The sequence below is a fragment of the Hydrogenophaga sp. BPS33 genome (assembly GCF_009859475.1).
Lineage (GTDB): Bacteria > Pseudomonadota > Gammaproteobacteria > Burkholderiales > Burkholderiaceae_C > Hydrogenophaga.
On sequence record NZ_CP044549.1, the window covers coordinates 720478 to 734199 of the forward strand.

17 protein-coding genes are annotated in these 13722 nt (G+C 64.6%); 12 read left to right on the forward strand and 5 right to left on the reverse strand.

Annotation, left to right across the window (positions count from 1 at the left end; all coding sequences use genetic code 11):
• Positions 1-18: 18 nt before the first annotated feature.
• Positions 19-525, forward strand: coding sequence for a Dps family protein (locus F9K07_RS03445; protein ID WP_159589414.1), 507 nt, complete (start codon positions 19-21; stop codon positions 523-525).
• Entirely contained in the window at positions 522-1379 is an 858-nt protein-coding gene (gene ubiA, locus F9K07_RS03450; protein WP_442907381.1) for a 4-hydroxybenzoate octaprenyltransferase, read from the forward strand. Before F9K07_RS03445 ends, ubiA begins: the two co-directional genes overlap by 4 nt.
• A gap of 20 nt (positions 1380-1399) precedes the next feature.
• Here the strand turns inward: ubiA and F9K07_RS03455 are convergent, their stop codons facing one another.
• Genes F9K07_RS03455 through F9K07_RS03465 form a run of 3 tightly spaced genes read right to left on the reverse strand, consistent with a single transcriptional unit; the run spans position 1400 to position 3778 of the window.
• Complete coding sequence (locus F9K07_RS03455) at positions 1400-2368, reverse strand: Bug family tripartite tricarboxylate transporter substrate binding protein (protein WP_159589416.1); 969 nt, start codon at positions 2366-2368, stop codon at positions 1400-1402.
• Positions 2369-2396: 28 nt separating this feature from the next.
• A complete protein-coding gene (locus tag F9K07_RS03460) occupies positions 2397-3074 on the reverse strand; it encodes a GntR family transcriptional regulator (RefSeq protein WP_201451509.1) in 678 nt (225 codons plus the stop codon).
• A 20-nt stretch (positions 3075-3094) separates the two neighbouring features.
• Complete coding sequence (locus F9K07_RS03465; RefSeq protein WP_159589420.1) at positions 3095-3778, reverse strand: DUF4286 family protein; 684 nt, start codon at positions 3776-3778, stop codon at positions 3095-3097.
• Positions 3779-3866: 88 nt separating this feature from the next.
• Here F9K07_RS03465 and F9K07_RS03470 point away from each other — a divergent pair, with 88 nt between their 5' ends.
• The 3 genes from F9K07_RS03470 to F9K07_RS03480 are packed head-to-tail and all read left to right on the forward strand — an operon-like array spanning position 3867 to position 6878.
• On the forward strand, positions 3867-4448 hold the full coding sequence (locus tag F9K07_RS03470; RefSeq protein WP_159589422.1) for an amino acid synthesis family protein: 582 nt from the start codon (positions 3867-3869) through the stop codon (positions 4446-4448).
• A 22-nt stretch (positions 4449-4470) separates the two neighbouring features.
• On the forward strand, positions 4471-5667 hold the full coding sequence (locus F9K07_RS03475; RefSeq protein WP_159589424.1) for an amidohydrolase family protein: 1197 nt from the start codon (positions 4471-4473) through the stop codon (positions 5665-5667).
• Positions 5667-6878 (forward strand): FAD-dependent oxidoreductase, encoded by a 1212-nt coding sequence (locus F9K07_RS03480; protein WP_159589426.1) that lies wholly within the window; start codon positions 5667-5669, stop codon positions 6876-6878. Before F9K07_RS03475 ends, F9K07_RS03480 begins: the two co-directional genes overlap by 1 nt.
• Positions 6879-6954: 76 nt before the next feature.
• On the opposite strand, the gene proC is transcribed toward F9K07_RS03480, so the two are convergent.
• Both proC and glpK read right to left on the reverse strand, forming a co-directional pair.
• On the reverse strand, positions 6955-7785 hold the full coding sequence (gene proC / locus F9K07_RS03485; RefSeq protein WP_159589428.1) for a pyrroline-5-carboxylate reductase: 831 nt from the start codon (positions 7783-7785) through the stop codon (positions 6955-6957).
• 22 nt (positions 7786-7807) lie between these two features.
• A complete protein-coding gene (gene glpK, locus F9K07_RS03490) occupies positions 7808-9301 on the reverse strand; it encodes a glycerol kinase GlpK (protein WP_159589430.1) in 1494 nt (497 codons plus the stop codon).
• Between the two features lie 130 nt (positions 9302-9431).
• On the opposite strand from glpK, the gene F9K07_RS03495 reads away from it, so the two are divergent.
• The 7 genes from F9K07_RS03495 to rplF all read left to right on the forward strand — a co-directional run bounded on the left by F9K07_RS03495 (position 9432) and on the right by rplF (position 13720).
• Positions 9432-11021, forward strand: a complete 1590-nt coding sequence (locus F9K07_RS03495; protein WP_159589432.1) for a glycerol-3-phosphate dehydrogenase/oxidase — start codon at positions 9432-9434, stop codon at positions 11019-11021.
• Between the two features lie 174 nt (positions 11022-11195).
• Positions 11196-11564: a 50S ribosomal protein L14 gene (gene rplN / locus F9K07_RS03500; protein ID WP_009514936.1), complete on the forward strand. Its 369-nt coding sequence runs from the start codon at positions 11196-11198 to the stop codon at positions 11562-11564.
• Positions 11565-11573: 9 nt separating this feature from the next.
• A complete protein-coding gene (gene rplX / locus F9K07_RS03505) occupies positions 11574-11894 on the forward strand; it encodes a 50S ribosomal protein L24 (protein ID WP_159589434.1) in 321 nt (106 codons plus the stop codon).
• Between the two features lie 2 nt (positions 11895-11896).
• The gene (gene rplE / locus F9K07_RS03510; protein ID WP_159596798.1) at positions 11897-12436 is read left to right on the forward strand and encodes a 50S ribosomal protein L5; all 540 of its coding nucleotides are present in this window, start codon (positions 11897-11899) and stop codon (positions 12434-12436) included.
• An 8-nt stretch (positions 12437-12444) separates the two neighbouring features.
• Positions 12445-12750, forward strand: a complete 306-nt coding sequence (gene rpsN, locus F9K07_RS03515; RefSeq protein ID WP_159589436.1) for a 30S ribosomal protein S14 — start codon at positions 12445-12447, stop codon at positions 12748-12750.
• 18 nt (positions 12751-12768) lie between these two features.
• Positions 12769-13164, forward strand: coding sequence for a 30S ribosomal protein S8 (rpsH, locus tag F9K07_RS03520; RefSeq protein ID WP_159589438.1), 396 nt, complete (start codon positions 12769-12771; stop codon positions 13162-13164).
• Between the two features lie 22 nt (positions 13165-13186).
• Entirely contained in the window at positions 13187-13720 is a 534-nt protein-coding gene (gene rplF / locus F9K07_RS03525) for a 50S ribosomal protein L6 (RefSeq protein ID WP_159589440.1), read from the forward strand.
• Positions 13721-13722: the final 2 nt, after the last annotated feature.

The window sequence follows — 13722 nt, forward strand, 5'->3', positions numbered from 1 at the left end:
CATCCACAAGGAGTTCTCATGGCCAAACCCAGCGCAAAAGCCGCAGCCCCCTCGATCAACATCGGCATTGCAGAAAAAGACCGCGCCGCCATCGCCAAAGGGCTGTCGCAACTGCTGGCCGACACGTACACGCTGTACCTGACCACGCACAACTTCCACTGGAACGTGACGGGTCCGATGTTCACCTCGCTGCACACCATGTTCATGACGCAGTACACCGAGCTGTGGAACGCAGTCGACCCGGTGGCCGAGCGCATCCGCTCGCTCGGCCATGCGGCGCCGGGGAGCTATGCGCAGTTCGGCAAGCTCAGCTCGGTGCCGGACGCGCCAGCCGCACCCCCGAAGGCGCTGGAGATGGTGCGTATCCTCGTGCAGGGCCACGAGGCCGTGGCGCGCACCGCGCGCCAGCTGTTCCCCGTGGTCGAGAAGGCGGGTGACGAACCTACGGCCGATCTGCTGACCCAGCGCCTGACAGTGCACGAGCAAACGGCCTGGATGCTGCGCTCGCTGCTCGAAGACGCGTGATCGCCGGGCGCCTCTCTCTTTACCTGGACCTGATCCGCTGGAGCCGGCCCGCTGGCTGGCTGCTGCTGCTGTGGCCAACGCTCGCCGCGCTGTGGGTGGCCGTGGGCGGGTTTCCGGGGTGGCATCTGGTGCTCGTGTTCGTGCTCGGCACGGTTCTCATGCGCAGTGCGGGCTGCTGTGTGAACGACGTGGCCGATCGCGAGTTCGACAAACACGTCAAGCGCACCGTGAACCGCCCCGTGACCTCCGGTGCCGTGTCGGTTCGCGAGGCGCTCGTGGTGGGCGCGGTGCTGGCGCTGACCGCGTTCGGCCTCGTGCTCACCACCAACCTGCTGACGGTGCTCCTGTCTTTCGCGGCGCTGGCGATCACCCTGATCTATCCCTACGCGAAACGCTATGTGTCGATGCCGCAGGCAGTGCTCGGCGTGGCGTTCAGCTTCGGCATTCCCATGGCGTTCTCGGCGGCGCAGGCGCACGTGCCGCTGCTGGCCTGGGTGCTGCTGCTGGGCAACCTGTTCTGGGTGCTGGCCTACGACACGGAGTACGCCATGGTGGACCGCGACGACGACTTGAAGATCGGCATGAAGACCTCGGCGATCACCTTGGGCCGGGCCGACGTCATGGCTGTCACCGCGTTCTACGTCGTGTTCCTCGCCATCTGGACCGCAGCGCTCTGGAGCCGGGTCAATCCCTGGGTGTGGGCCGCCATGCTGGTGATGGCGCTGGCGCAAGTCGTCTGGCACTTCCTGCTCATCAGGGATCGCAGCCGCGAAGGCTGTTTCAAGGCCTTCCGGCTCAACCACTGGTTAGGCTTCACTGTGTTTGTGGGCGAGGTGCTGGGGCTGCTGCGCTAAGCCCGCGAGGGCCGCAGGCCCTACTCGAGCTTGGCGCCCGAGGTCTTGATGGCTTCGCCCCAGATCCCGATGTCTTCGCGCAGCTGCGCGGCGAATTCGGCGGGGGTGTTGCACACCACCTGCACGCCCAGGTTTTCCATCTTCGCGACGAAGTTCGGTTCCTTGGCCAGGGCGGCGAGTTCGCTTGCGATGCGGTGGACGATGGTCTTGGGTGTTTGCGCGGGCGCGCTCAGGCCGTTCCAGGTCGCGGACTGAAAGCCCGCATAGCCTGCCTCCGATACCGTGGGCACAGTGGGCAACTGCGGCAGGCGTTTGCTGCTGGAGACCGCGAGCACGCGCACGCGGTTGCCACCCATGTGCGGCAGCACTTCGGGTACGTTGGCGAAATAGGCGGGCATGTGGCCAGCCATCACGTCGGCCAGTGCGGGTGCGCCGCCTTTGTAGGTGATGTGCACCATGTCCAGCTGTGCGCGCTGCGCGAACATCGCCATGGACAGATGGCTCACGCTGCCGTTGCCGGCCGATGCGTACGACACTTTGCCCGGCTGCGCCTTGGCCGTCGCCACGAACTCCGACAGCGAATGGGCCGATGAGCTTGGCCCGACTGCCAGCGCGAACACATTGCTCGCAACGATGGAAATCGGTTCGAAGTCCTTGAGCGGGTCGTACTTGGTCTTGGTGAGCTGCGGCAGGATGGCCATCTGCGGTGCCGTGGCCATGAACAGCGTATAGCCGTCAGCCGGGGCGCGCATCACGGCTTCTGCAGCCAGCGCGCCGTTGGCACCGGGCCGGTTCTCCACGATCACCGAGGTGTTGAGCTTGCGTGCCAGCGATTCGGCCGTCACGCGGGCAATGCTGTCCGTGTTGCCGCCGGCCGCGAACGGCACCAGGATGCGGATGGGTTTGCTGGGCCAGTTCTGCTGCGCGGACGCGATCGAACCGAGGAGGGCGAGAACGAGGAAGGTGCCGATGGCACGAAGGCTGGGCATGGAAGTTTCCTTTCTGGACTGGCGTGGATCATTGGGCTTGGGCCGCTGGCGATGTCTCCTCAAACGAGCAGCGTGCGGCATCGCTGGCTTGTTGGACGTGATGGACGGCGGCCGCGCGCGCGGAGCGCGCATCGCGCGCCTCGATGGCCGTGAACATGTTGGTGAGCTCGGCCAGGCTGTGGCGAGCACGTCCGGGCGTCGACATGGAGCGCGCCCGCAGGAAGTTGATGCGCGCGATCAGGCCTTGCAGCAGCTCGGCGATGATCCGGTTGCCACAGCCGTTCAAGATCACCTGGTAGAAACGGGCCGTGGACTCCAGGCGTTCGAGCGCGCTGCTCTTCTTCACTGCGCGCTCGAAATCCTTGAGCGCCTGACGCATCTGCTCGATACCGGCCTCGTCGGCGCGGGTCGCGTAGAGGTAACACGCTTCGCCTTCGAGCATGGCGCGCACGTGGTAGATCTCCAGTGCCTCGTCGAGGCTGACATCGGCAATGAACGGGCCCCGGTTGGGAATGATGGTGACCAGCTTTTCGGCAGCAAGCTGCCGGAGCGCTTCACGCAGCGAGCCGCGGCTGATGCCGAGCATGTCGCACAAGGTGGCCTCCACCAGTTTCTCGCCGGGTTGGAACACGCCACGCATGATGGCGGTGCGCATCTTCTCTACTGCCTGTTCCTGCACGCTCTGGCTTTGGATCTTCAGGTCCATGGATGGGTCTCCTTGACGTTTCATACGGGCGTTGCCGCGCAAGGGGTGGCGGTTTGCCGCGCGCCCTGACGCTTGAACAGGAGGTAGTGCGCCTTGAACCAGGCTTCTTTGGACAGGCGGGTGCGCCAGGGCGTGGCGCGTGCCCGCTCCCGTTCGGGGGAGTCCAGTGCGCTTTCGTGGGCGAGGTAGTGAAGGGCCAAGTGCGTCCACGCGCCAGGCTCTCCATCGCGGATGCGAAAGCGCCGGCACATCAGCCAGTCCGTGTTTTCGAAGAGCAGGGGCACGTGGTCCTGTTCGTACCAGGCGTTGAAGTCGTCCTCGTGGGCCTCAGGCACCTTGAAAAACACCGGATAGAGCACGGCCGCGTCCAGCGATTGGGCGTTGGCGTGCGGCGCGGTGGCCTGCCAGATCGTGTCGCACAGATAGCGCGTGAAGCCAGAGACAGAGCCGAGCATATGGCGCGACAGCGCGCTGGGCTGGCCCTTGACTTGCTGGTAGGCCGGCGTGTTCAGCGTCTCCAGCGAGTCCATCTCGTAGACCGCCAGGTAGCTTGCGTCCTGCAACGACCGGTAGCGCTGGGCGGAACGGAAACCTGGCACGGCCATGCGCAGCGGGATGTGTTCCTCGTCGTACCAATGGTTGAAAGATGCCTCCTCAAGGGCGGGGGGCGTCATCTCGGAGAACAGGATGGCTGGGCCTTGCATGTGTACCTCGATCGATAAATTGTTTGACAATTCTACGATTTAACAAAAATAATGCAACAACTTTTCACCAGACCACCAGGACGTTTCCATGCAACTGAAGATCAAGCGCACCATGACGGTGATCGACCACCAACTTATCGACCATCGGGGCGAGGCCGCCGAGCCGCCGCTGGTGCGCGCCGCCATCGTGGTGGTGGTGGACAACCCTTTCGCGGGCCGCTATGTCGAGGACCTCACGCCCTATATCCGCGCCAGCGTCGGCATCGGAGAGCGCATGGGTGCCATGGCGGTGCAGGCCATGGGGGAACACGGCGTGGAGAGCTATGGCAAGGCCGGCCTGGTGGGTATTCACGGCGAGCAGGAGCATGCCAACGCCTTGTTGACCAGCGACTTCGCCGATCCGATTCGACGCGCCATCGGTGGCGGCAAGGCCTGGATCTCGTCGATGACCAAGGTGGTGTCGCCGGGCACGCCGATCGACGTACCCATGAACCACCGCAACGCGGTGTATGTGCGATCGCACTACAACGGCATGACGCTCACGCTGCACGACGTGCCCGGTCCCGACGAGATCGCCATGATCTTCTGCCTCGCCAGCCGCGGGCGCCTCAACGCCCGCGTGGGGGGCATCGCCCACGCCGACGTCAAGGGCCTTGACGGTCTCGTTTGAATTCCATGAAAGGAAGCTCGCCATGAAAACTGCCATCGTGAATCTCGGGACCATCGTCTCCGGCGATTGGCGCGATCCGTTCTGCGCCGGCGACACCATCCTCATGGAGGATGGCCGGATCGCGTCGGTGGGCACGGCGTCCAGCGATGCGGTGAACGCCTGCGACGTCGTGATCGACGCCGATGGCGCCACCGCCATTCCGGGTCTGATCGACTCGCAGATCCACAACACCTTCGGTGACTACACGCCGCGCCAGAAGACAGTTGGCTTTCTCGAAAGCTATGTGCACGGGGGGACCACCACCTGCATCAGCGCGTCCGAGGTGCACGTGCCGGGCCGGCCCAAGGACCCGGCGGGTGTGAAGGCTCTGGCGGTGGCGGCCAAGAAATGCTTCGACGATTTCCGCCCCGGCGGCATGAAGGTGCACGCGGGCTCAATCATCCTGGAGCCGGGCCTGACCGAGGCCGATTTCGCCGACGTGGCCTCTCAGGGCGTGTGGCTGGCCAAGGCCGGCTTCGGCGGCGTGATGACGCCGTACGACTACGTGCCCATGATCGCCTGGGCGCGCAAGCACGGCATGATCACCACGGTGCACACTGGCGGGTCGTCCATCCCCGGATCGTCTGGCATCTGGGCCGAGCACCTCATCGCAATGAACCCGCACGTGTCCTTTCACGTCAATGGCGGGCCCGTGGCCATGCCCGACGAGGGGTTCCCGCGCATGGTGCACGAAAGCCAGATCGCCCTGCAGGTGTGCACCGCAGGCAACCTGCGCACCACGCTGCTGCTGGGGGAGATGACGATGCAGGCGGACCAGTTCGACCGCTTTCTCATCGCCACCGACACACCCACCGGCAGCGGCATCATGCCGCTGGGCATGATGTACACCATCACACACTTGGCGAGTCTGGGTCACATGCCGGTTGAATCCGCGATTGCTGCGGCCACCGGCAACAACGCGCGGGTCTATGGCCTGAACAACGGTTTCTTGCAGGCAGGCAAGGATGCCGACGTGGTCATCCTCGATGCCTGCGTGGGCGGCTCCAAGCACAACGCGCTAGACGCTTTGAAGAATGGCGACATCGCGGCCGTGGCGGCGGTGGTGACCAACGGCATTCCCCGTTTCGTCGGCCGCAGCCGCAACACACCGGCGGCGATGAAAACCGTGCGCGTCGCGCGCAACCAGGTACCGCACGACTTTTCCGGTGGAGGCCACTGATGAGAAAACCCCAACATGTGATCGTCGCGGGCGCCGGCCCGGTGGGCGTGGTCGCCGCCATCGCCTGCGCGCAACGCGGCTTTCGCGTCACCTTGCTGGAGGCGGCTGGCCGCATCGACGACAACCCGCGCGCGGCCACCACCCATCCGTCGACGCTGGAGTACCTGCACCAGGTCGGCATCATCGACACCTTCATCGACCGCGGCCTGGTGGCGCGCTACTTCCAGTTCTGGGACCGCGACACCCGCAGCCGCGTGGCGCAATTCGACCACGATCTGCTCAAGGACGAAACCGCCTTCCCCTTCGTCGTGCAGACCGAGCAGCACAAGCTGGTGCGCATCGGATTGGACCGGTTCGCGACTTTTCCCGACGCCAGGTTCCGCTGCGGTACGAGCGTCACCGCAGTCGAGCAGGACGCGAATGCCGTGACGGTCACGGTGGAGTCCTCCCACGGTGTCGAACGGCTCAGCGCGGACTACCTCGTGGCCTCCGACGGCGGGCGAAGCGCGATCCGCAAGGCACTGCAGATTCCGTTTGAAGGCTACACCTGGCCCGAGCGCTTCACCGTGCTCACCACGCTGCACGACTTCGAGAAATCGCTCGGTTGTTGCTACCGCAACTACCTGGCGGGCTCTCAGGAGTGGGCCAACCTGTTCAAGGTGGCGGGGGACGACATGGCCGGTCGATGGCGCGCCGTGTTTCCGACGCAGGAGCAGGAGAGCGATGAGCAGGCCTTGAGCGACGCGGCGGTCAGCGCGCGCCTCAGGGGCATCGACGAGAGCTGCTCGCTCGACGACGTCGTGCACCGCAACATCTACAACGTGCACCAGCGCGTCGCCGCGCGCTTTCGTGTGGGCCGGATCTACCTGGCGGGAGATGCCTCGCACCTGAACAACCCCATCGGTGGCCTCGGCCTGAACTGCGGCGTGCACGACGCGATGGAGCTCGCGACCACGCTGGAGGCGGCCCGAAGCGGTGCCGGAGAACAGGAGCTCGATCGCTACGATCGCCGCCGTCGCAAGCTCAACGTCGACTTCATCCAGGAGCAGACGATCTCGAACAAGAAGCGGCTGGAGGAACGCGATCCCGCAGCGCGCGCACAGCGCCTGGACGAACTGCGGGCGATCGAAGCCGACCCGGTGCGGCAGAAGCAGTTCCTGATGCGCTCGTCGCTGCTGGCCAGCGCGCGGCAGGCGAACGAAATCGCATGAACGCGTGTGAGAGTGCCGCGCAAGGCGCGAACGAAACCCGCAGTGCTATCGCACGCTGCGGTGGCCGGCGCGCTCCTCAGCCTCCAAACTCCTGGCCGAGTTCCTTCGCTCGATTTTTCGCCGCGAACAGCGCATCCTCGAACTTCGTCTTCACGCCTGCGGCCTCCATCGACGTGAGCGCCGCATAGGTCGTGCCGCCTTTGGACGTCACGCGCTCGCGCAGCGTCTGAGGCGGGTCCTCTGAGCGTTGCGCTAGCGTGGCCGCCCCCACAAAAGTGCCGACCGCCAACTGGTAAGCCACCTCTGGCGGCAGGCCCATGCGGGCGCCCGCGTCGCGCATGGCTTCCAGAAAATAGAACACGTAGGCGGGGCCCGAGCCTGAGAGCGCGGTCACGGCGTCGAGTTGCGTTTCGGCCTCCACCCACACGAGTTCGCCCGTGGTCCTGACCACGGCCTCGACCAGCGCGCGATCAGCTTCGCTGGCGCCCGTGCGGGCGAACAGACCCGTCATGCCCAGACCGACCAGTGCCGGCGTGTTCGGCATGGCGCGCACGATGCGCTGGGTCTGCAGCCAGGTGGCCATGCTCTCGCTGGTGATGCCCGCGGCCACACTCAGATGCAGCGCGCGGCCCAGATGGGGCTGGCTGGCCAGCGCGGCTTCCTTGAACGTCTGGGGCTTGACCGCCCAGACCACGAGTTCCGCAGGCTGGAGCGACGCGCTGGCGGCGGGCAGCAGCGCCACGCCCGGAAACTGCTGCACCAGCTTCGCGCGCTGCTCGTCCCAGGGCTCAACGACCTGCAGCGCACTGGCCGGATGGCCCTGGCGCATGAGGCCGCCGATGATGGCGCTGGCCATGTTGCCGCCGCCGATGAATGTGATGGTGGGATGGGAGGAAGCGGTGTTCATCGCGCCATTGTCGCGTGTCGGCTCAGGACGCCACCGTTTGCCGCACCGCGCGTTCCCAGTGCGCCATCTTTTCGGCCGCGTGCTCGCGCGACAGCGTGGGGTGGAAGGTGCGCTCGGCGCGCCATTGCCGCGACAGCTCGTCCAGCCCGCTGTACACACCGCTGTGCAGGCCGGCCAGATAGGCCGCACCGAGCGCGGTGGTTTCGATGACTGCGGGCCGGACCACCGGAATGCCGAGCAGGTCGGCCTGGATCTGCATCAGCAGGTCGTTCGAGCAGGCGCCGCCGTCCACCCGCAATTCGCTCACGGGCACACCGCCCGCGGCCACGGCATCACGGGCCATGGCGTCGAGCAGGGCCGCGCTTTGAAATGCAATGCTCTCCAGCGCCGCACGCGCAATGTGCGCGATGGTGCTGCCGCGCGTGAGGCCGGTGATGCTGCCGCGTGCATCCGGCTGCCAGTAGGGCGCGCCCAGACCGGTGAAGGCCGGGACCAGCATCACACCACCGGCATCGGGCACGCTCTCGGCCAGGGCCTGTACCTCGCTGCTCGACGGAATCGCGTGCAGACCGTCGCGCAACCACTGCACCACCGCGCCGCCGATGAACACACTGCCTTCCAGCGCGTACTGTGCGGCGCCTGCCGGTTGCGCGGTGGCGGTGGTGATCAGACCGTTCTGGCTGGTCTGGAAGCGTTCGCCGGTGTGCATCAGCAGAAAGCAACCCGTGCCGTAGGTGTTCTTGGCCATGCCCGCGGTGAAGCAGGCCTGGCCAAAGAGGGCGCTCTGCTGGTCGCCGGCCACGCCTGCGATCTCCAACGGCGCGCCCAACCACTCGGTTTTCATGCGGCCGAAATGCGTGCTCGATGGCAGCGCCTCGGGCAGCAGGCTCGAGGGAATGTGCAGGAGGTCGAGCAGTTCGCTGTCCCAGGCGCGCGTGCGCACGTTGAACAAGAGGGTGCGCGAGGCATTGCTCATGTCGGTCACGTGCCGCTCGCCGCCCGTGAGTTGCCAGATCAGCCAGCTGTCGACCGTGCCAAAAGCCAGCTCGCCGCGCTCGGCCTGCGCGCGAGCGCCCGGGACGTTGTCCAGGATCCAGCGCAGTTTGGTACCGGAGAAATAGGCGTCGATGCGCAAGCCGGTCTTCTGCAACAGGGTATGGCCGCTGCCTTGCTCGCGCAGCTCGGCGCAGATCGCCTCGGTGCGGCGGTCTTGCCAGACGATCGCGTTGTGTACCGGCTCGCCCGTCTTGCGGTTCCACACCACGGTGGTCTCGCGCTGGTTGGTGATGCCCACGGCATGGATCTGGTCGGCCCGCAGCTTTGCCCGTTTCAGCGCCTCGCGTGCCGTCTCCAGTTGCGACTGCCAGATCTCGCGCGGATCGTGTTCCACCCAGCCGGGCTGCGGATAGATCTGGCGGATTTCGCGCTGCGCCATGCTGACCACACGGCCCTGGCGGTCGAACACGATGCTGCGCGAGCTGGACGTGCCCTGGTCCAGGGCGAGTAGATAGGTCATGGCAGTTTCGGAGTTGCGATGGTTGAACACGGGCGCGAGCAGACAACTTAATCGAAAAACGGGCGGCCATTCGACCTTCGCATGGAAGAATGGCAAAGTCCATCGACCTGACGCGGCCAAGCCTTCCCCTATGAAACGAGATGAGCTGATCGAATCGTTGCTCCAGCACGGCGTGTACGACCTTGCTGTGATCGGAGGTGGCGCCACCGGCCTTGGCGTGGCGCTCGATGCAGCGCTGCGCGGCTTCTCTGTGGCGCTGCTGGAGTCGCACGACTTCGCCAGTGGCACCTCGTCGCGTTCCACCAAACTGCTGCACGGCGGCGTGCGCTATCTCGCGCAGGGCAATCTGGCGCTGGTGCGCGAAGCCCTGGCCGAGCGCGCCACCGTGCTGCGCATCGCCCCGCACCTGGCGCAGCCCCTGCCCTTCGTCATGCCGTCCTACCGCTGGTGGCAGACCCCGTTCTACGGCCTTGGCCTCAAGCTGTACGACCTGCTGGCCGGCCGTGCGGGCCTGGGGCGCACCGAGTTTCTCGGCCGTGAACAGACGCTGCAGGCGCTGCCCGGCGTCCGGCCCAGCGGCTTGCGCGGTGGTGTCAAGTATTGGGACGGCCAGTTCGACGATGCCCGCTTGGCACTCGCGCTCGCCCGCAGCGCAGAAGCGGCCGGTGCCCGTGTGTTGAACTACGCAGAAGTCACGGCCGTGCAGCAACGCTCTGGTGGCGACACCGCGCTCTCCACGATGGACGTGACCGACCGGCGCGGCGGCGCGCCGTTCCAGCTGCAGGCCCGTTGCGTGGTCAACGCCACCGGCGTCTGGGTGGACGCCTTGCGCGACCGCACCCAGCCGGCGGCCAACCCGGGGGCTGCCTCGTGCATGGTGAGCCCCAGCCAGGGCGTGCATGTGGTGGTGGATCGCGACTTCCTGTCCGGCGGGCACGCTCTTTTGGTGCCCAAAACCCGGGACGGCAGGGTGCTGTTTGCCGTGCCCTGGCTGGGCAAGCTCGTGCTCGGCACCACCGACACCCCGCGCGGCGACCTGCCGCGCGAGCCCGATGCCTTCGCTGAAGAGTTGGAATTCATTCTTGGCGAAGCCAGCCAGGTGCTCAGCCGCCCGGTGCGCAGCGAAGACATTCGCAGTCTCTGGGTGGGCCTGCGCCCGCTGGTGGCCGCGCCCGAAGCGGCCGAGGGCGGCACCAAGGTGTTGTCGCGCGAACACACCGTCGTGGTCGACGGCAATGGCCTGGTCACCGTTACCGGCGGCAAATGGACCACCTACCGTGCCATGGCCGAAGACGTGCTGGAGCGCTGTTTTGCACATCGACTGCTGCCACCCCGCGCCGGCGGCCAGAGCGCTCGCCATGTGTTGCTCGGCGCCGAAGCCACGAGCAGTCCGGTCACGCCGCTGTATGCGGCGCCCGGGATTCATTTGTATGGCGCGGAGGGGCCGCAGGTGCTGGCCTGCCCAGGGCGCGACGTGGTTCTGGGGGGCGGCTTGACCGAAGCGATGGTGCGATACGCCGCCCGATTCGAGTACGCCCAGACCGTCGAAGATGTATTGGCAAGGCGCTGGCGCTTGCTGTTTCTGGACGCCGCCGAAGCCGCCCGCATGGCACCTCAGGTGGCCTCCATCCTCGTGGAGGAGCTGGGTGCGGACCCCGAACTGGCGCCATTCCAGAGGCTGTGCGCCCGATATTTGCCGGTAGCGGCAGCGGTCAGTTGACTGGTTCCAGGACTCATGCCATAATTCGCGGCTTCGCTTGAAAAGGCGGAGAGCTATCTGCCCACCGAAGCGGATGGGCCGGGTGCAATGCCTGGCGCATCTTCAACGACGGGCCCAAGACTGATCACTCCCAGCCGTGGTGGCTGGTGGGATTCAAGTTGGGACTTAAATCAAATGATTCAAACGCAATCTCGACTCGATGTTGCTGACAACACGGGTGCGAAGTCCGTGATGTGCATCAAGGTGCTCGGCGGCTCCAAGCGTCGTTACGCCAGTGTGGGCGACGTCATCAAAGTCAGCATCAAGGAAGCAGCGCCCCGTGGCCGCGTCAAAAAAGGCGAGGTTTACAACGCTGTGGTGGTTCGCACCGCCAAGGGCATCCGTCGTCAGGACGGCGCTCTCATCAAATTCGATGGCAACGCAGCCGTGTTGCTTAACGCCAAGCTGGAGCCCATCGGCACCCGCATCTTCGGACCGGTCACGCGCGAACTGCGCACCGAGAAGTTCATGAAGATCGTGTCGCTGGCGCCCGAGGTTCTCTGAGGAATCATCATGAACAAGATTCGTAGTGGCGATGAAGTCATCGTGATTGCCGGTCGCGACAAGGGCAAGCGTGGCAAGGTGCTGCAGCGCAGCGACGACAGCCGTTTGCTTGTCGAAGGCGTGAACCTCGTGAAGAAGCATGCCAAGCCGAACCCCATGAAGGGCATCACCGGGGGCATCATCGAAAAGACCATGCCCATCCACCAGTCCAACATCGCCATTTTCAATGGCGCCACTGGCAAGGCGGATCGTGTGGGCATCAAGCTCCTGGCCGACGGCAAAAAAGTGCGCGTCTTCAAGTCCAGCGGCGAAGAAATCAAGGTGGCATGACCATGGCACGTTTTCAAGAAGTTTTCCGCGACACCATTGCCCCGGATCTCATGAAGAAGTTCGGCTACAAGTCGACGATGGAGGTGCCGCGCATCACCAAGATCACGCTCAACATGGGTGTGAGCGAAGCGGTTGCCGACAAGAAGGTCATGGATAACGCCGTGGGCGACCTGACCAAGATTGCTGGCCAGAAGCCGGTGGTGACCAAGGCGCGCAAGGCTATTGCGGGCTTCAAGATCCGCGAGCAGCAAGCCATTGGCTGCATGGTGACGCTGCGTGGCGCGCGCATGTACGAATTCCTGGATCGTTTCGTTACCGTGGCTTTGCCGCGGGTTCGTGACTTCCGCGGTATTTCTGGTCGCTCGTTTGATGGCCGTGGCAACTACAACGTCGGCGTCAAAGAGCAGATCATCTTCCCTGAGATCGAGTACGACAAGGTCGATGCCTTGCGCGGTCTCAATATCAGCATCACGACGACCGCCAAGAACGATGAAGAGTGCAAGGCTCTTCTGGCCGGTTTCCGTTTCCCGTTCAAGAACTGAGGTGGCGCGTGGCTAAACAAGCACTACTCCAACGTGAACTCAAGCGCGAGAAACTCGCTGCCAAGTTCGCCAAGAAATACACCGAACTCAAGGCAACGTCCAGCGACGCCAAGAAGAGTGACGAAGAGCGCGATGCAGCCCGCTTGGCGCTGCAGAAACTGCCCCGCAACGCGAATCCGACCCGTCAGCGCAACCGCTGCGAAATTACCGGCCGTCCGCGTGGCACCTTTGCCCACTTCGGCCTGGCCCGTGCCAAGGTTCGTGAAATGGCGTTTGCCGGTGAAATCCCCGGTGTCACCAAAGCCAGCTGGTAAGCATTAGGAGAACCACAAATGAGCATGAGTGATCCTATTGCCGACATGTTGACCCGCATCCGCAATGCGCAAATGGTCGAGAAGGCCAGCGTGACGATGCCGGCGTCCAAGGTCAAGGCCGCGATTGCCCAAGTCCTGAAGGACGAGGGCTATATCGACGGATTCCAGGTCAAGAGCACCGATGGCAAAAACGAGCTTGAAATCGCTCTCAAGTACTACGCTGGTCGCCCTGTGATCGAGCGCATCGAGCGCGTGAGCCGTCCCGGCCTGCGCGTTTACCGTGGTCGCAACGCCATTCCTCAGGTCCAGAACGGCCTGGGCGTGGCCATTGTCACCACGCCGCAAGGCGTGATGACCGACCGCAAGGCGCGCGCTACGGGTGTCGGTGGCGAAGTCCTGTGTTACGTCGCCTGATGCGGGCATTGAGGAGAAATTAATGTCACGTATTGGAAAACTGCCGGTCACTGTCCCCGCTGGGGTGGATGTGTCGGTCAAGGACAGCCAGATTCATGTCAAAGGCTCCCTGGGTGCTTTGGCCTTGACGCTCAACGCGTTGGTCAAGGTCGAGAACAAGTCTGGCACGCTGACCTTCGCTCCGGTGGACGAATCGCGTGAAGCCAATGCCATGTCCGGCACCATGCGCCAATTGGTGAGCAATATGGTCAACGGTGTGAGCAAGGGCTTCGAGAAGAAGCTGACGCTGTTGGGTGTGGGTTACAAGGCCCAAGCCCAAGGTACCAAGCTCAATCTGACCGTTGGCTACTCCCATCCCGTGGTGATGGACATGCCTGCAGGCATCAAGGTGGAAACCCCGACGCCGACCGAAATCCTGATCAAGGGTTCCGATCGCCAGCGCGTGGGCCAGATTGCTTCCGAGGTGCGAGCCGTTCGCCCTCCCGAGCCTTACAAGGGCAAGGGCATCCGCTATGTGGATGAGAAGGTCGTGATCAAGGAAACCAAGAAGAAATAAGG